17 protein-coding genes are annotated in these 18,046 nt (G+C 41.8%); 5 read left to right on the top strand and 12 right to left on the bottom strand.

Annotated elements, in window-relative coordinates; genetic code table 11:
• Positions 1-2: 2 nt before the first annotated feature.
• From LS48_RS10905 to LS48_RS15340, 6 genes are all read right to left on the bottom strand, one after another.
• A complete protein-coding gene (locus LS48_RS10905; RefSeq protein WP_062622553.1) occupies positions 3-551 on the bottom strand; it encodes a hypothetical protein in 549 nt (182 codons plus the stop codon).
• Between the two features lie 58 nt (positions 552-609).
• A complete protein-coding gene (locus LS48_RS10900; RefSeq protein WP_062622552.1) occupies positions 610-1,521 on the bottom strand; it encodes a porin family protein in 912 nt (303 codons plus the stop codon).
• A 122-nt stretch (positions 1,522-1,643) separates the two neighbouring features.
• Positions 1,644-2,183: a DUF4136 domain-containing protein gene (locus tag LS48_RS10895; RefSeq protein WP_062622551.1), complete on the bottom strand. Its 540-nt coding sequence runs from the start codon at positions 2,181-2,183 to the stop codon at positions 1,644-1,646.
• 12 nt (positions 2,184-2,195) lie between these two features.
• Positions 2,196-4,178 carry a urocanate hydratase gene (gene hutU, locus LS48_RS10890; protein WP_062622550.1) on the bottom strand — a complete coding sequence of 661 codons (1,983 nt, stop codon included), beginning with the start codon at positions 4,176-4,178 and terminating at the stop codon, positions 2,196-2,198.
• Between the two features lie 78 nt (positions 4,179-4,256).
• On the bottom strand, positions 4,257-4,766 hold the full coding sequence (locus LS48_RS10885; RefSeq protein ID WP_317038839.1) for a GxxExxY protein: 510 nt from the start codon (positions 4,764-4,766) through the stop codon (positions 4,257-4,259).
• Positions 4,711-4,881, bottom strand: a complete 171-nt coding sequence (locus tag LS48_RS15340; protein WP_157881732.1) for a C1orf53 family protein — start codon at positions 4,879-4,881, stop codon at positions 4,711-4,713. Before LS48_RS15340 ends, LS48_RS10885 begins: the two co-directional genes overlap by 56 nt.
• 100 nt (positions 4,882-4,981) lie before the next feature.
• On the opposite strand from LS48_RS15340, the gene era reads away from it, so the two are divergent.
• On the top strand, positions 4,982-5,866 hold the full coding sequence (gene era, locus LS48_RS10880; RefSeq protein WP_062622549.1) for a GTPase Era: 885 nt from the start codon (positions 4,982-4,984) through the stop codon (positions 5,864-5,866).
• Between the two features lie 4 nt (positions 5,867-5,870).
• On the opposite strand, the gene LS48_RS10875 is transcribed toward era, so the two are convergent.
• Positions 5,871-6,362 (bottom strand): hypothetical protein, encoded by a 492-nt coding sequence (locus LS48_RS10875; RefSeq protein WP_062622548.1) that lies wholly within the window; start codon positions 6,360-6,362, stop codon positions 5,871-5,873.
• Positions 6,363-6,443: 81 nt separating this feature from the next.
• Here LS48_RS10875 and der point away from each other — a divergent pair, with 81 nt between their 5' ends.
• From der to LS48_RS10860, 3 genes are all read left to right on the top strand, one after another.
• The gene (der, locus tag LS48_RS10870; RefSeq protein ID WP_062622625.1) at positions 6,444-7,751 is read left to right on the top strand and encodes a ribosome biogenesis GTPase Der; all 1,308 of its coding nucleotides are present in this window, start codon (positions 6,444-6,446) and stop codon (positions 7,749-7,751) included.
• A gap of 95 nt (positions 7,752-7,846) precedes the next feature.
• Positions 7,847-10,618: an outer membrane beta-barrel protein gene (locus LS48_RS10865; RefSeq protein ID WP_062622547.1), complete on the top strand. Its 2,772-nt coding sequence runs from the start codon at positions 7,847-7,849 to the stop codon at positions 10,616-10,618.
• Between the two features lie 194 nt (positions 10,619-10,812).
• On the top strand, positions 10,813-11,772 hold the full coding sequence (locus tag LS48_RS10860; RefSeq protein ID WP_062622546.1) for a YheT family hydrolase: 960 nt from the start codon (positions 10,813-10,815) through the stop codon (positions 11,770-11,772).
• 11 nt (positions 11,773-11,783) lie between these two features.
• On the opposite strand, the gene LS48_RS10855 is transcribed toward LS48_RS10860, so the two are convergent.
• The 5 genes from LS48_RS10855 to LS48_RS10835 form a co-directional block, all read right to left on the bottom strand.
• On the bottom strand, positions 11,784-12,545 hold the full coding sequence (locus tag LS48_RS10855) for a TPM domain-containing protein (RefSeq protein WP_235811024.1): 762 nt from the start codon (positions 12,543-12,545) through the stop codon (positions 11,784-11,786).
• A gap of 137 nt (positions 12,546-12,682) precedes the next feature.
• The gene (locus tag LS48_RS10850) at positions 12,683-13,144 is read right to left on the bottom strand and encodes a TPM domain-containing protein (protein WP_062622544.1); all 462 of its coding nucleotides are present in this window, start codon (positions 13,142-13,144) and stop codon (positions 12,683-12,685) included.
• A 111-nt stretch (positions 13,145-13,255) separates the two neighbouring features.
• On the bottom strand, positions 13,256-13,864 hold the full coding sequence (locus LS48_RS10845; protein ID WP_062622543.1) for a LemA family protein: 609 nt from the start codon (positions 13,862-13,864) through the stop codon (positions 13,256-13,258).
• 13 nt (positions 13,865-13,877) lie between these two features.
• The gene (locus LS48_RS10840; RefSeq protein WP_045079168.1) at positions 13,878-14,207 is read right to left on the bottom strand and encodes a MerR family transcriptional regulator; all 330 of its coding nucleotides are present in this window, start codon (positions 14,205-14,207) and stop codon (positions 13,878-13,880) included.
• A gap of 89 nt (positions 14,208-14,296) precedes the next feature.
• Positions 14,297-15,274 carry a M23 family metallopeptidase gene (locus tag LS48_RS10835; RefSeq protein WP_062622542.1) on the bottom strand — a complete coding sequence of 326 codons (978 nt, stop codon included), beginning with the start codon at positions 15,272-15,274 and terminating at the stop codon, positions 14,297-14,299.
• 123 nt (positions 15,275-15,397) lie between these two features.
• Between LS48_RS10835 and alaS the strand changes: the two genes are divergently transcribed.
• Positions 15,398-18,010: an alanine--tRNA ligase gene (gene alaS, locus LS48_RS10830; protein ID WP_062622541.1), complete on the top strand. Its 2,613-nt coding sequence runs from the start codon at positions 15,398-15,400 to the stop codon at positions 18,008-18,010.
• The last annotated feature ends 36 nt before the right edge of the window (positions 18,011-18,046 follow it).

The raw sequence follows: 18,046 nt of genomic DNA, 5'->3' as shown, positions 1-18,046 counted from the left end.
ACTTATTGTTCTTTTTCTGAATCATTGTTGTCATCGTGAAAAACAAGGGGATGGTCTTTTTCCTCCAATCCCACAATTTTAATCATATTGATTACTGTGTTATAAAGCATCAATATTACAGAAACCATTCCGCCACTAAGCAACGATGAGAGAAATAGTGTAGCCCAATAAATGTTGGAATACCAGGTAGTAGGCAACTCTTCCGATTCGGTGATAGGAATGTTGAATATTTGAAATAGGATAATGGCAATTACAAAAAGAATGGTATCCAGTTTTGCAATTGCCATTACTTGGGTGTAATGTCCTTTTTTCAATTTAGATTTGGATCCAGAACTTATTCCCAGCAGTGTTAGCAAAAGGGCAAGAATAGTGGCCGAAGCCAGCACAATAGTATTACAGAGCATATTTATTCCAGGGAGGGAAGAAGTTATCAATTTTTTTGCCTCATAGCCAGAAATATTTCCCAAAAGAAAAACTCCGGTTCCTGTAATAATAGCTGCAATCAGGCCTCCGTATAATGATCGCTGATTGTATTTTGAAAGTTTTATCATATCCTTCTACTTTTTGAGACTTTATAGGAAGTATTAAATTGTAATACTTCCCATCAAGTTAAAAGTAAAGATACAAACCTGCATTTATATAATGAGTGTCAATTATTAAAGGAACGATTTCTTCGCCATTCCAAATGGTTAAATTATTCTCGTATTCCGGAATGTAGCTAAATATAATTCCCAGAGATTTTTTATCATCCAACGAAAATAAAATACCTGCCTTTGGTACAAAATAAGCGCTTCCTTCCGAACCTTTTACGTTATAATCATCATACGTGCCCTTATAGCGGTCTTGTACAAGGCCTACACCAATTCCGACAAGGGGCTTTATTGAGCCATTTTTGTTGAAATGATATTCAGTGCCCAAACTTGCTCTGTAAGAATTCTTTTTGAAACTTGTGGTAAATGGCGAATTGCTAAAATCTTTATCGCCCGAAAATGCAGCACTTGCTTCCAAAGTGAAGTAAAGGCTTCCTTGTAACGAACCAATAAATCCCGGAGTTGCGGCAACGCCAAAACTCAGTTGGCCCTGTGTTAAATTTTCATAATCATCAAAATTGAAGAAACTAATTCGGTTCAATGAACCACCAATACTTGCAAAGAGTTTATATTCGTCACCCTGAAAATTTGCAGCCTGCTCAATTTCTTTTTCAGTAGGTTCAAAAGTGGTGTAATTACATTTATTATAACTCTCCACGGCCTGTATAAGTTGCCCCTCTGTAACAATTCGTGATTCAAAAACCGATTGTCTCAATTCCTCACAATCCTTAAACAGAACGGCAAGTGTTCCTTGCACGTGCTTATCTTCATTGGGCCGAATGTTAATTTTTTTTAAAGTGCCATCTGTTTTCTTGATTTCATAGATGCCTTCTGAAGTGCGGGTTAGAGTAGCTTTTCCCGTAACCAACTCCTGTGCCTGTATTCCAAAACTGACAAAAAATACTAGCAATAATAATTTAATAGATTTCATACCTTTTCTTTTTTTAAATTTTTAAATCGGATGAGGTCGATTTTTTTACGATAGCTTTAAGTAATAATCTCTTAAAACTATTTTTTCAGAAAAAGGCTTTGTTAATTGAAGGTTTTCTAAAGTTATTTCTTCATCGCTCCGGGCGGATATTCCGCTAAAATTTTAGAAACAATTTCACGGATGCGCTCTTCTTTTCGTTCCATATCACTGGTAACCAAATCTGCGCTACCCATTCCCTGCCAAACCAGATTGTTGGTTTTGGCATCAATTAGGTCAATGTAAAGCGTCCCTTCTGTGGAACGGGCCACGTGGCTGCCGCCGTAATAGCTGCCATAATACCAAGGATTCCAGCCCCAGCCGTAACCGAAACTGTTGTTATAAACGTCAACACGTTCACGTTCTTTGGTAAAAATACTGACCAGCAAATCAGGACTTTCTGATTTGGACATTCCTTTCGCCGAAAGTTCCGCCTCAATAGCGCGAAGAATGCGCTTTTTGTCGAGGTCGCTGATTTCAGCCTTGTCGATGCCCGGTTTGAAAAAAGCGAAGGAGCTGTAGTTGTTGAAATTGGCTTCTTTGTCAAAATCTGTCGCTACCCGAACGGTGGAGCAGGAGCTAAACACAAAAAGCAAGAATAGGGGTAACAATTTAAGTGTTTTCATAGGTAATTTATTTTATTTGAATAACATATCGTCCACGAAATTGGGAAGCGTAACCTTCAATTGCGGATTGTTTTGCATCGCGCGTTTTATTGCGAAAACAGCTTCGTCATTCCGCGCCCAACTGCGTCTGGCTATTCCGTTATTTACATCCCAGAAAAGCATATTTTCAAGTCGCCGTTGTGCATCGCTACTACCATCAAGAACCATTCCGAAACCGCCGTTAATCACTTCTCCCCAACCTACGCCGCCGCCGTTGTGGATGCTCACCCATGTGGCGCCACGGAAGCTATCGCCGATTACGTTTTGGATGGCCATATCGGCTGTAAATCTACTTCCATCATATATATTTGAAGTTTCGCGATACGGCGAATCCGTTCCCGAAACATCGTGATGGTCACGCCCCAAAACTACCGGGCCAATTTTTCCTTCGGAAATTGCTTTGTTGAAAGCCGAAGCAATCTGCACACGCCCGTCTGAATCTGCATAAAGTATGCGTGCCTGCGAACCAACAACCAATTTGTTTTCCTGTGCGCCTTTAATCCAAGTAATGTTATCCTGCATTTGTTGCTGGATTTCCTTTGGCGAATTTTTCATCAATTCCTCCAAAACCCCACAAGCTATTTCATCCGTTTTTTGAAGGTCTTCGGGTTTCCCCGAAGCGCATACCCAACGGAACGGCCCAAAACCGTAATCGAAGCACATGGGGCCCATAATATCCTGCACATAGGAAGGATATTTGAATTCCTTATTTTTTTCTTCAGAAAGCACATCGGCACCTGCGCGCGAGGCTTCCAAAAGAAATGCATTTCCATAGTCGAAAAAATACGTGCCTTTTGCAGTGTGCTTGTTGATGGCTTCCACTTGGCGGCGCAAACTTTTTTGAACTTCCTTTTTGAATTCCTCGGGGTTGTTTGCCATCATTTCGTTGGCTTCCTCATACGTCAAACCAACGGGATAATACCCGCCCGCCCACGGATTGTGAAGCGAAGTTTGGTCACTTCCCAAATCAATTTTAATGTTTTCTTCATCAAACTTTTCCCAAACTTCCACCACATTTCCGTCGTAGGCTATCGAAACGGTTTCATTATTGGCCAATGCTTCTTTTACGCGTTTTGAAAGCATATCCAAATCTGAAATCACTTCATCTACCCAACCTTGACTGTGTCTGGTTTCAGTTGCTTTTTTGTTTACTTCGGCGCAGACCGTTACACAGCCTGCAATATTTCCGGCTTTGGGTTGCGCGCCGCTCATACCGCCGAGACCGGAAGTTACGAACAAGCCGCCCTTTGGCTCTTTTTTAATTTTTCTGAAACCATTCAAAACGGTAATCGTGGTTCCGTGAACAATTCCCTGCGGACCAATGTACATATAACTTCCCGCGGTCATTTGTCCGTATTGGGTTACGCCGAGCGCATTGAATTTTTCCCAATCGTCCGGTTTTGAATAATTCGGAATCATCATACCGTTGGTAACCACCACCCGCGGTGCGTCTTTATGGGAAGGAAACAGCCCCAACGGATGTCCTGAATACATAACCAAAGTCTGCTCGTCGGTCATTTCCGAAAGGTATTTCATCACCAAAAGATACTGCGCCCAGTTTTGGAAAACCGCGCCATTTCCGCCGTAGGTAATCAATTCGTGCGGGTGCTGCGCCACGGCATAATCCAAGTTGTTTTGGATCATCAGCATAATTGCCTTTGCCTGCTCACATTTTCCGGGATATTCCTCAATTGGTCGTGCGTACATTTTATAATCGGGACGAAAACGGTACATATAAATGCGCCCGTATTTTTCCAGCTCCTCGCGAAATTCGGGTAGGAGCGTGGCGTGGTGTTTTGGCTCAAAATAGCGAAGGGCGTTGCGCAGCGCAAGTTCCTTTTCTTCCTTTGAAAGGATTTCCTTTCGCTTTGGCGCGTGGTTTATGGATTGGTCGTAAGGTTTCTTTTCAGGTAAAATTGAAGGGATGCCTTGTTGTATTTGTTCTTTAAAAGTCATTTTTTTTATATTTTTCTTTGCGTTCTCTGCGCCTTCGCGGTGGAGAAAATTAACCGCAGAGACGCAGAGGGCGCAGAGTTATAAATTGTTTACGATTCTTTTGAGTCCATCAATTAATTTTACAGAATTGAAATTTATTAAAAGTCCAAGTTTTACTTCTTTTAACTTTAAATAAGTCAATATTTGGGCAGTATGTATCGGGGCCAATGCGTCAACAGATTTAATTTCGACAATAACTTTATTTTCCACAATCATATCAATTCTATACCCAGCATTCAGTTTAATTTCTTTATAAATAATTGGCAACGGTACCTGTTGCTTCACTTCCAACCCCATCAATTTTAACTCATGCGCTAAACAAACTTCATAGGTGCTCTCCAATAACCCAGGTCCAAGTTGTTTGTGGACTTCAATACCCGCACCGATTATTTTTGAAGATATTTCGTTCTCAGTCATTTTGAATATTTTCTTTGCGTTCTCTGCGCCTTCGCGGTGGAGAAAATTAACCGCAAAGGCACAGAGCACACAGAGTTTATTGATGCTTCCCAGTTTTTTTGTCAAAACCGTACGGGCAATGACGGCAGCCACTTTCGCAGCAATATCCGCGTTTTAAGTGGTACTGTTCCGTAAAACACTTGTAGCCTTCGGGCGTAAGGTAATAATCGCCTTCTTCGAGCTCTATTTTTTTCTTTGGAAAAAGCATGTCACAAAAGTAAGGATTTCAAGGCTGAAAGTTTTAAAATTGAACCAAATCCATTGTTTCGGGATTTAAGCCTTAAATTTGCAATATCAATTCCAAAGAAATGACAAAACACAAGGCCGGATTCGTAAATATTATTGGAAACCCAAACGTGGGCAAAAGCACGTTGATGAACGCTTTTGTGGGCGAGCGCCTTTCCATTATTACTTCCAAGGCGCAGACCACCCGTCACCGCATTTTGGGAATTGTGAACGGCGATGACTTTCAAGTACTTTTGAGCGATACACCCGGAATCATAAAACCTGCGTACCAATTGCAGGAAAGTATGATGGATTTTGTGAAATCTGCCTTTGAGGATGCCGATATTCTGCTGTATTTGGTGGAATTGGGCGAAAAGGAGCTGAAAGATGAGGCGTTTTTCAACAAAATAACAAATTCAAAAATTCCAGTTTTATTGCTGATAAATAAAATTGACAAAGGCAACGAGGAGCTGCTTTCCGAAGCCTTAAAGCTTTGGCAGGAAAAAGTTCCTAATGCTGAAATTTTTGCGATTTCTGCGCTACAAAATTTTGGGGTTCCCGAAGTTTTTAATCGAATTATTGAATTGTTGCCCGAATCGCCGCCCTTTTATCCAAAAGACCAACTCACCGATAAGCCCGAGCGATTTTTCGTAAACGAAGCCATTCGCGAAAAAATATTGATGCACTACAAAAAGGAGATTCCCTATTCCGTTGAAATTGATACCGAGGAATTTTTTGAGGACGAAAATATCATCCGAATCCGCAGTATAATTATGGTTGAGCGCGAAACGCAAAAGGGGATTATCATTGGCCACAAAGGTTCGGCTTTAAAGCGTGTGGGCACTGAAGCCCGAAAGGATTTGGAAAAATTCTTCGGAAAGCAGATTCATTTGGAGCTTTATGTAAAGGTGAATAAAGACTGGCGCAGCAATGAAAAGCAGCTACGAAGATTCGGCTACAATCAATAACGAATTATGATTGAATTGTTTTCAGCATAAAATCATAAAGTTCGCGCATTCCGGGTTTTCCTTTTTTCTTTCCCATGGCTCCGGCGAAATACAGTAAAATCCAAGCCAATACCAAAACAATTGCAATAATGATTTGAATGGTTATCGGGTTTCCCAAATTGTAATTGGAGTACAACCAAGTCAAATCTACCATAAACAGGATTCCAACGGCAACATGCAGAAACATAAACATGGTCCACACAGTTGGATTCGGCCCGAAAAAACCGTGGAGGGAACAGGAGTTTTCATCTTTTTCAGTTATTTCCAAATGCAGTTGCGGCGACCAAAAATGCTGTTCCTTATTTGGAAGTTTTATAAAAATATGGTCGTCCACGCAGGAAATAACAAATCTATTTTGCGATTTTTTTACTTCCGAAAATTTCATAACCAATTGTGAACAGGGTTCTTCAAGTTCCATTTGGAAACGTGGGCGCAATACAATTTCATTGGAAAGCATTCTTTAATTATTTATTTTTAAAGCCGTTAAAATAGTATTTTTTCTGCCAACTAAAAGCTATTTTTGCACCCTAAAATTAAGATTATGAGCATTGTTGCCGTTGTAGGAAGACCAAATGTGGGAAAATCCACTTTTTTCAATAGATTGATTCAGCGCAGGGAAGCCATTGTGGATGCCGTGAGCGGCGTTACGCGCGACCGCCATTACGGAAAAAGTGACTGGAACGGAAAGGAATTTTCATTAATTGATACGGGCGGTTATGTGAAGGGAAGCGACGATATTTTTGAAGCCGAAATTGACAAGCAAGTGGAACTCGCCATTGATGAAGCAGATGCCATAATCTTTATGGTTGATGTGGAAAGCGGCGTTACGGGAATGGACCAAGAGGTGGCGAAACTGCTTCGCCGTTCAAAAAAACCAATCTTTTTGGCAATCAATAAAGTTGATGCTGCTTCAAGAGTTAATGATGCTTTGGAGTTTTATTCGCTTGGGTTTGAAAACCAATACAATATTTCCAGCATTAATGGTAGTGGCACTGGTGAATTGCTCGATGATTTGGTGAAGGCATTGCCGGATAGGGAAGATCCGGATGACAGCGAGCTTCCACGTTTTGCAGTTGTGGGTCGTCCGAATGCAGGAAAATCTTCGTTCATCAATGCGTTGATTGGCAAAGACAGATACATTGTTACCGACATCGCGGGAACTACGCGCGATAGTATTGATACAAAATACGACCGTTTCGGGTTTGAATTCAATTTGGTTGATACTGCCGGAATCCGCAAAAAGAGCAAGGTAAAGGAAGACTTGGAATTTTATTCCGTAATGCGAAGCGTCCGCGCTATAGAGCACTGCGATGTTATCATCCTTATTTTTGACGCTACCCGCGGTTTTGACGGGCAAGTGGAGAACATTTTCTGGCTTGCACAGCGAAACAATAAAGGAATCGTGATACTTGCCAACAAGTGGGATTTAGTGGAAGACAAAGAAAGCAGTAGTGTGAAAGATTACGAAAAATACATCCGTCAGCAAATTGAACCTTTTGTGGACGTGCCTATTGTTTTTGTTTCCGTACTTACAAAGCAACGTATTTATAAAGCCATTGAAACAGCAGTAGAAGTTTACCAAAACCGAAGCAAAAAAGTTAAGACCAGTGAGCTTAACGAAGTGATGCTTCCTATTATCCAAGCGTATCCGCCGCCAGCATACAAAGCGAAATATGTAAAAATAAAATTCTGTACGCAGTTGCCAACTCCGTATCCAAGTTTTGCATTTTTCTGTAATCTTCCGCAGTATGTAAAAGACCCGTACAAACGTTTTATTGAGAATAAACTTCGGGAGAACTTTGATTTTACGGGGGTTCCCATTACGGTTTATTTTAGGAAGAAGTAGATTCATTAAGTGTTAAGCGTTGTGGAAATTTCTTTTATGGCTTCAACTTTAAACGCTATCTTCGATTTCAAAATAAACTTGCTTCATTTATAAATATGAGGAATTACTTTTTAGTGGTCTTCATCCTAATTGCTTCCCTTGGCTTTTCACAGAATTTTCAAGTCTCTGGCACATTGACGGACAAAGAATCCAGCAACCCTCTTGAGGCCGCAACTGTTTTTATGGAAACTGTAAAAGACAGTACCTTGATTACTTATACCATTACAGATAGAAACGGCAAGTTTGTCTTAGAAGGGAAAACTTCGGAAAAAAGTGTGCGTGTGAACATCAGTTTTGTGGGCTACGAAAATTTTCAAAAAGAATTGAATTTGGATAAACCTATCCAGGATTTGGGGATAATTCCTATTTCGGTTTCGGTAGCAAATCTCGATGAAGTAATCGTGAAATCGCGCGCGCCCGTAACTATTAAGAAGGATACCTTGGAATTTAACGTGGCTTCCTTCAAAACAAAAAAAGACGCCAATATCGAGGATTTGCTTAAGGAACTTCCCGGTGTGGAGGTAAGCCCCGACGGAAAGATAAAAGTGAACGGCAAGGAAGTGAGTAATATTATGGTAAACGGAAAACCATTTTTTGGCAACGACCCTACCATTGCCTCCCGAAACCTGACAAAGGATATTGTTGAAAAAGTACAGATTGTTGATACCAAGGGTAAGTCTGAAGCATTTACTGGCGAAAAAGGGAGTCAAGAGAGTAAGACCATCAATCTTACCATAAAGGAAGAGAACAACAAGGGGGTTTTTGGAAGGGTTGCGGCCGGAGGTGGCACTGACGAACGTTTTGAATATGCTGGCATTTTTAATTATTTTGACAACGACAGGCGTTTGAGCGTGCTCGGCGGAGGGAACAATATCAACTCGCCCGGTTTTAGTTTTGGGGAGATTGAAAAAATGTTCGGCAGCCCGCGAAATATGTCCATGAGCAGCTCTGGCAGTTTTACCATCGACGGTCGCAGTTTTGGCTATGGCGATGGGATTGTAAATAGTAGAATCTTAGGCAGCAGTTATGCCGATGTCATCGAAAAAAAGACCGATATTTCGGCAGATTATTTTTATTCCAGCAGCAACTCCTATAGCGATTCCAAAACACAGCGGGAGAATATTTTGCCAGACCGCAGTTATTTCACCGAAAGCAATAGTTCCACCAATAGCGATACAGATAGTCATAACGTAAATCTGGGTTTTGATATAAAGGTAGATTCCACATTTCTCATAAATATCAAGCCGAATATTTCCTATTCCAAACTTTCTGGACACAGAGAGACCGATGCTGCCTCTCTCGATGAAAATAAATTGTTGACCAACAGTTCATCGCTTTTCAATTCAAATGAAATAAGTACCCGACAATTCAAAAACCAGTTGGATTTAACAAAGAAGTATGGTGCTGGCGGTGGTTTCTTTAAAGTCAATTTTACCAATGAATGGAACGCGACCACGGGAGAAGATTATCTTTTAAGCACGAAGCAGATTTTTGGGGATAACCCTTTCGAAGAAAACAGAAATCAGTTTACCAATGTTGAAAAAAAGTACAGCAATTACTACACGCGGCTTACCTATAGGTTGCCGTTGTTGCCCAAAAAACTGTTTTGGGAGCTGAGTTATACCTATGGTTTCAAACAAACGATGAATGCTGAATCGGTGTTTGATTTTAATGAAGTTTCACAAAATTATACACTGTTCAATTCCCTACTAAGCACCGACTATACGTTTAAGGATATTCGCAGTACGCCGCTGGCGTCTTTGGTTTTAAATACGGAAAAAGGCTGGGTCAATTTGGGTGCAGGTTATGTGTTCCGAAAATTGCAGGGAGAGGATGCATTGCGGCCCGAACTGAAAGTTGATAATAATTTTGAGGCTTGGGAGCTTTATATGCGTGGAAATTTTAAATTTTCTTCAAAAGCGCAAATATATACCGGTTATGTTTTGCGGAATGAAGCACCGGCAATTGAGCAGTTGCTCCCCAATACCAATGTAGCCGACCCATTGAACATAATCACCGGAAATCCAAATTTAAAACCCACAAACAATCATTCTTTTTATTTGAATTACAATAATTATGATTTTCAAAAGGGTAGTGGCTTTTATGCTTATGTAAATGTCGATGCATCCGAAAATGCCGTCGTAGCGACAACAAATGTTGATGCAAACAATATAAGAAACACAACCTACGCCAATGTTAACGGCAAATACAGTATTAGGGGAAGTGCCTCAACCAACCGAAAGCACAGCTTGGACAGTTTACGGAGCATTAAAACCGGAATAGGCGTATATGGCAATTTTTCGCAGGACGTGAATTTCAACAATGGACTTGAGTATAAAAGCCACAATTTTACACTTACGCCAAATGCCAATCTTTCGTTTTCTTGGCAAAAGCTTTTTGATATCCGGGTGTATTACTCACTCGGGATTTCAAAAAATAGTTTTGAAAGCAACATTTTTGAAGACCGCAATTATTTGAACCATTCGGTTAAACTTTCAACAAGTCTCTATGTTCCGAAGAATTTTGAATGGAAGAACGAAATTGATTTTGATTATAACCCCGATATTGCTCCCGGTTTTCAGAAAAGTGCTTGGTTCTGGAACAGTACCTTGGCATATTCGCTGCTAAAGGAACAGGGCACGTTAACGTTGAAAGTTTATGACCTGCTGAATCAAAACACGAATGCACGCCGCACATTTTCTGAAAATTTTATACAGGATAACCAAAGCACCGTGCTTCGGCAGTATTTTATGTTGAGCTTCAGCTATAAGTTCAATACCTTGGGAAGCAAGGGCGAGACGGGAAGGGGTTCTATTTATTTCGACTAATTAATGTATAGTTTTTAGCTTTTACTTGTACAAACTTTTAATTTCTAATGAATCTCGTAAACAGAAACTAAGAAATAAGATTGATCTTTTTTTTGAATAAGTTTTTACGTATTTCCGCTGCAAATAAATTTTAGAATCCGAAAATGTAATCCTATCTTTAAGGAGAAAGGAAATTTCTGACAATGTAGCAAACCATGCCTTATCTGGAAAAATCCACATACCGGCCAGACCCCATTTTTCATAATGGGCATATTTCCACCATCTATTCGGGGGTCATCCGGAAATTTGGACCGCCAGATTATGACCGAAAAAAGCTGATATTGCCCGATGCCGATTTTCTGCTGCTGGATTATAAGTTGCAGGATTCACAAAAGGCAGTGATTCTTTGCCACGGGCTTGAGGGGAATTCCAGAAAAAATTACAATAACGTATGCGCCAATTATTTTCTTGAAAAAGGCTATTCGGTTTTCGCGTGGAATAACCGCAGTTGTGGCGGCCAGATGAATTTATTGCCCCAATTGTACCACCACGCCTCCATAGAAGATTTGGAATATGTAGTAAAACATGTGGCGCAAAACGGTTTTACCAAAATTTTCTTAGTTGGTTTTTCTTTGGGAGGTGACCAGATTATGAATTATTTGGGGAAGCGTGAAATTCCAGTGGAAGTAAAGGCCGCGGTAGCCATTTCGGCTCCTTTCCAGTTACGGTCGAGTGCCGAAAAATTGCAAAGCGGGCTCAGTAAAATTTATCAGCGACGGTTTATAGGAAAGGTAAAATCGAAGATAGCCGCAAAAACCATCCAGTTTCCCGATGCCGTTCCTGCAGATGCTGCCAAATACATCAAAAATTTTGATGATGTTGTGACCCGGTTCATCATTCCCGTGCACGGTGGCTACAGCGATTTAGACGATTATTATCTGAATGCTTCTCCGGGAAATTCAGTTGCAGGAATAAAATTGCCGTTGTTAGTAATCAATGCTTGGGACGACCCAATTCTGGGGACAAAAGACCATCCCGTGGAAATGGCCAAGGCCCACGATTATCTGTTTTTGGAAACCCCTGCCCACGGAGGGCATTGCGCCTTTCCGCCTAAATATTCACATCATCCGTATTCGGTAGTACGGGCTTTTGAATTTGTTGAGGAAATGGGTTAACTAAGTTAGATTTACCAACCCCCACTAGCGCCGCCTCCGCCGAAGCCTCCTCCGCCGAAACCGCCGCCAAAGCCTCCTCCGCCGCCAAAACTTCCGCCACCGCCGAAGCTTCCGCCGCCACCGCCAAAACCTCCGCGGCCAAGGCTGCTTAGCACAATAATGTCCAGCAAGCTTCCGCCGCCTCCACCTTTACCGCCGCGCCCTCCTTTTCGCATAAGCGCAATGATGATAATGATAAAGATGAAAATTATGAAAAAGGGGATGGGCGTTCCGTCCTTTTTTCCAAAATCGCGGTCTTCCTTAAATTCTCCTTTCAGCGCCGCAAAGATGGCGTCGCTGCCTTTGTCGAGGCCTTCGTAATAATTTCCTTCCTTAAATTCAGGAATCATAATCCGATTGATGATGCGTTCCGACATTAAATCGGTAATACGGTATTCAATACCGTAGCCGGTGTTTATGTCAACTTTGCGGTCGTCCTTTGCGAGGGTGATTACAATTCCGTTACCTTCTTCTTTTTGCCCAATTCCCCATTTTTGGCCCCATTCAGCACCGAGCATAGAAATGTCCTCGCCGTTTGTTGAACCGATAATAATACAGACGATCTGAGTGGAGGTAGAATCCGCATAGCGAACCAGCTTACTTTCCAACGCACTTTTTTGGGACGGCGTAAGCAGGTCGATATAATCGTAAAGAGAGGTCTGCTTTTCAGGTTTCGGCGGAATTTCATACTGGGCCGAAACATTTTCGGAGAAAAAACCGATTGCTACAAGCAACAGTAAAAAGTAATATTTAAATAAAAAGTTTATAAGTTTATGGGTTTAAAAGTTTATAAGCGAGGGATTTTGTATTTGAAGAAATTATTTCAAAATTCTTTTTTACTGTTTACTGAATACTGCGACTGAATACTGAATCACCCCACGGAAATATCATCCGGCAATTCGTTTTTATCGTCTTTTTTATATGGAAAATGTTTCTTCAACTGTTCGCCAGCTTTTAGGATTCCTTCCACCAGACCTTGCTTCATATCGCCATTTTTAAAATGGTTAATGATGATGTCTTTGGTACTTTCCCAAAAATTCTGGCCCACAATATCGTTGATGCCCTTGTCGCCCATAATTACGAGCGTTCGGTCATCTACGGCAACATAAATTAGCACGCCGTTGCGTTCTGCGGTGTTGTGCATATTCAGCATATCAAAAACTTCCGCGGCGCGATCAAAGGCGTCAATATGTTCGTTTGGTTCTTCTGCGGAAATGGAAGAGGGTTCCAAATGCACGCGTATTTCGCCCGAGGTGTTTTTTTCGGCAGTGCGAATGGCTTCAATAATGGCGCCTTCTTCTTCCGAAGTTAGAAAATCTTCAACTTTAGACATTTTTTTAGATGTTAGATGTTAGACTTGAGACTTGAGACCCAGATCTTTGAGTTTTATATAAAGAATCTCTTTTTCGTCGCTTGTCCCAAATCTCAAATCTTTTTGGGTTTTTTAATCATCTTTTCCCAGGTCATCAAAATTTACTTCCGGGGCTTTTTCGCTGCCGGCATCGGCTTTGAAATATGCTTTTTCGTGGAAGCCCAACATTCCTGCGAAAAGCTTGGTTGGGAATTTATGTATTTCGGTATTGAACAGTCGCGCTTCTTCGTTAAACCTGTTACGCTCCACGTTGATGCGGTTTTCGGTGCGTTCCAGTTCGTTAATCAATTCCTTGAAATTTTCATTCGCCTTTAAATCGGGGTATCTTTCAAAAACGGCCAACAATCGCGAAAGGGCAGAGGTTACGCCTGCCTGCGCTTGTTGATATTGCGCAAGTTGTTCTGGGGTAATATTTGAAGGGTCAATGTTTATGGAAGTGGCTTTGCTTCTGGCCTCGGTAACGGCAACCAAAGTTTCCTGTTCAAACTCGGCATAGCCCTTTGCAGTGCTCACAATGTTTGGAATAAGGTCTGCCCGGCGCTGGTAAGAGCTTTCCACATTGGCCCACTGGGCAGTGGCCTTTTGGTCCAATTCCACGAGTTTGTTGTTAAGGCTGGCCAAATAACCTCCAATAATTAAAATTAGGCCGAGGATAATAATGATGGGTAACCATTTTTTCATGATGCGATTGGTTTTAAAGTTGTTCCTTGATTTTTAAAAGTTCTGCTTTTACCGACTCCAGCTTGCGGATAATCTCAAACCGGTCCAGTGTTTTTTGTTTGTTTTCCTTTAAATGGATTTTTGCGCCTTCCAGCGTAAACCCGCGTTCTTTCACCAAATGGTAGATGAGTTCCAGATTTTTGATGTCCTGCGGGGTAAACTTTCGGTTGCCTTTGGCGTTTTTCTTTGGCTTCAATACATCAAATTCCTTTTCCCAAAAACGTATCAGCGAGGTATTCACGCCGAAAGCTTCGGCTACTTCGCCAATGCCGTAATACAGTTTTTCGGGTAGGTCTATGTGCATTTGTTTTGGTTAAATGTTGAGAGTTAAAGGTTAAGGGTTATCAGTGATTAATTTTAATTTTTTGGAATTTGGTTTTTGTTTTTTGGAATTTAATCTAAAGATTGGTTTTCTTCCTGTGATTTTCTCAAGATTTCTGCAAATTCTTCCGCAGTCAAACTTCCGTAGTAAAAATTAATCGGATTAATGCGTTCGCCATCCTTGAAAACTTCGTAATGGCAGTGCGGGGCCTCGCTTCTTCCGGTGCTTCCCACAAAACCTATAATGTCGCCGCGCTGCACTTTTTGCCCTGGGCGCACATTGTATTTGTACAAATGTCCATACAGACTTTCATAGCCATAGCCGTGGTCAATCACCACGTGGTTTCCGTAGCCCGTCGCAGTATTGTCAGCACGTGTAACTTTGCCGTCTCCGGTGGCATATACAGGTGTTCCTCGGGGTGCTGTAAAATCCATTCCGTAGTGAAACTTTCTAGCCTTTGTAAATGGATCGGTTCTGTAACCATAACCTGATGCCATTCGCGTTAGGTCTTCATTTTTTACTGGCTGAATGGCGGGAATTGCCGCCAAAAGTTTTTCTTTTTCTTCTGCAAGTCTCGCTATTTCGTCTAAAGATTTTGACTGAACAACAATCTGTTTGGTCAAGATATCGAGGTTTCGGGTTGTATTGATAATCAATTTTGAATTATTAAACCCTTCCAAATCCTTGTAGCGGTTTATCCCTCCAAAACCTGCCCTACGCTGTTCCTCCGGAATTGGATTTGATTCAAAATATACACGGTAAAGATTGTTGTCCCGCTCCTCAACCTCGGCAAGCACGGCCTGTGCCTGCTCCATTTTTTTGTTCAAAAGTTCAAACTGAAGCTCCATATTGTTCAGCTCACGCTGCAGCGCCAACTCTTTCGGGGTCTGTACTGAGGGAAGATTTATATAAACCAAGAACCATAAGAAACCACTTAGTAATGTTCCCAAAAGACTCAGGGCGAAAATCTTTAGTTTCCTTCCTTTTTTCTTTTCTATTTTTTGGTACGAAAGCGTTTCACTATCGTAGTAATATTTAACCTTAGACATGCGTTAAAAAATTGCTATTTTTGCGCGGTGTTTGTTCGCGCGAAGTAAAGGTAACGTTTTTACAAAGATAGAAATTGTTTCCTACTGTGCCCAACCTTTAATTTTAGCATAATTTTATAAAAAATGAAGTCCAAGGAAATACGTTCCCAATTTTTAGAATTTTTTAAGTCGAAACAACACGCCATTGTTCCCTCGGCACCTATGGTCGTGAAGAATGATCCAACGCTAATGTTTATAAACAGTGGGATGGCACCATTTAAGGAATATTTCCTCGGAAATGGTAAGCCAAAAAGCAACCGCATAGCCGATACACAAAAATGTCTGCGTGTAAGCGGAAAGCACAACGATCTCGAAGAAGTGGGAATGGACACCTACCACCACACTATGTTTGAAATGTTGGGGAACTGGAGTTTTGGAGACTATTTTAAGAAAGAAGCCATCGAATGGGCGTGGGAGCTTTTGACCGAAGTCTATAAAATTGATAAGGAAATTCTCTACGTAACCATTTTTGAAGGCGATGAAAGTGAAGGCTTGGAGCGCGATACCGAAGCTTATGAACTTTGGAAACAATTCGTGCCCGAAGACCGCATTTTAAACGGAAACAAAAAGGACAATTTTTGGGAAATGGGCGACCAAGGGCCGTGCGGCCCCTGTAGCGAAATTCACGTGGATATCCGTTCTGCGGAAGAGAAGGCTAAAATTTCAGGGAAGGATTTGGTGAATAACGACCACCCGCAAGTAGTGGAAATCTGGAACTTGGTTTTTATGCAATTCAACCGAAAAGCCAACGGCAGCCTTGAAAAATTACCTGCACAGCACGTAGATACCGGGATGGGTTTTGAACGTTTGTGTATGGTTTTGCAAAATAAACAGAGCAACTACGATACCGATGTTTTTACACCGCTCATTCGTGAGATTGAGGCAATTACGAATTCAAAATACGGAAAGGACGAGAAAAAGGACATTGCAACGCGCGTAATCGCAGACCACGTTCGTGCCGTGGCATTTTCAATTGCAGACGGACAATTGCCGAGCAATACGGGCGCCGGTTATGTAATACGAAGGATTTTGAGAAGGGCCATCCGTTACGGGTTTACGTTTTTGGACAAAAAAGAGCCTTTCATTTATAAATTGGTAGAAACGCTCAGCGCGCAAATGGGCGACGCTTTTCCGGAGTTAATTACTGAAAAGAACTTAATCACGAATGTTATTCGCGAAGAGGAACAATCATTTTTGCGAACGCTGGACCAAGGTTTGGTGTTGCTTGAAAACGTAATCGAAACCGCAGATTCAAAGGAAATTTCCGGTAAAAAAGCGTTTGAATTGTACGATACCTTCGGCTTCCCGATAGATTTAACGGCATTGATTCTTCGTGAGCGCGGCTATTCGTTGAACGAAAAGGAATTTGACGCCGAACTTCAGCAACAGAAAGACCGCTCCCGCGCCGCAACAAAAGTGGAAACGGGCGACTGGATTGTTCTGGAAAAAGATGATGTGGAGGAATTTGTGGGCTACGATACCTTGGACACCCAAGTGCGGATTACAAAATACCGCAAGGTAGAGAGCAAAAAGGAGGGCGAAATGTACCAGCTTGTTTTCAACCTAACTCCGTTCTATCCCGAAGGCGGCGGCCAAGTAGGCGATAAAGGCTATTTAAAAGCTGCCGATGGCGGCATTACTTATATCGTTGACACCAAAAAGGAGAACAATCTAATAATCCATTTCACAAAAACGCTTCCGCGAAACTTGGAGGGTACGTTTGTGGCCGTAGTGGACGAAAAACAGCGAAACCGTACCGCGGCCAACCATACCGCAACCCACTTGCTGCACCAAGGCCTGCGCAACATTTTGGGCGAACACGTTACCCAAAAAGGGAGTATGGTCCACAGCCGGAATTTGCGGTTCGACTTTTCACATTTCGCAAAAGTGACCGATGAGGAACTGAAACAGGTTGAGGATTTTGTAAACGCCCGAATTCGCGAGGGAATTGCTTTGGAAGAACGACGAAATATTCCATACCAGCAGGCCATAGACGAAGGTGCCATTGCGCTTTTCGGCGAAAAATACGGCGATAGCGTGCGCGCGATAAAATTTGGAAAATCGATGGAACTTTGCGGGGGAACGCACGTGCCGAATACAAACGATATTTGGCATTTCATCATTACTTCCGAAGGCGCGGTTGCCTCGGGAATCAGAAGGATTGAAGCGATTACGGGCGATGCTGCTAAACAATATTTTATTGATAGAAGTGAATCGTTTGCTTCGCTTCAAAAAGCGTTGAACAACGCACAGAATCCGTTGAAAGCTGTGGAAAGTCTGCAGGAAGAAAACAGTGCCTTGCAAAAACAGATTCAGCAATTGTTGAAGGATAAAGCCAAGAATCTAAAAGGCGAATTAAAAGCTGAAATTGAAGTAATAAACGGAATCAATTTCCTTGCAAAAAAAATAGACCTCGATGCTGGCGGAATGAAGGATTTGGCGTTTGAAATGGGCGGTGAAACCGAGAATCTATTTTTAGTTTTTGGCGCCGATCACGATGGAAAAGCGTTGCTTGCCTGTTATATTTCAAAAGAATTGGCTGCCGATAAAAATCTGGATGCGGGAAAAATCGTCCGCGAACTTGGAAAATACATTCAAGGCGGCGGCGGCGGACAGCCTTTCTTTGCCACTGCGGGAGGGAAGAATCCAGCGGGAATTAAGGAGGCCTTGGAAAAAGCGAAAGATTTTCTTAGGTAACAGTTTCTTTATTCTTTGCCCCCTCTGCGCCTCTGC

The organism is Aequorivita aquimaris, assembly GCF_001573155.1.
In the GTDB taxonomy this organism is placed as follows: domain Bacteria; phylum Bacteroidota; class Bacteroidia; order Flavobacteriales; family Flavobacteriaceae; genus Aequorivita; species Aequorivita aquimaris.
This window is presented reverse-complemented; position numbering and strand designations above follow the sequence as displayed.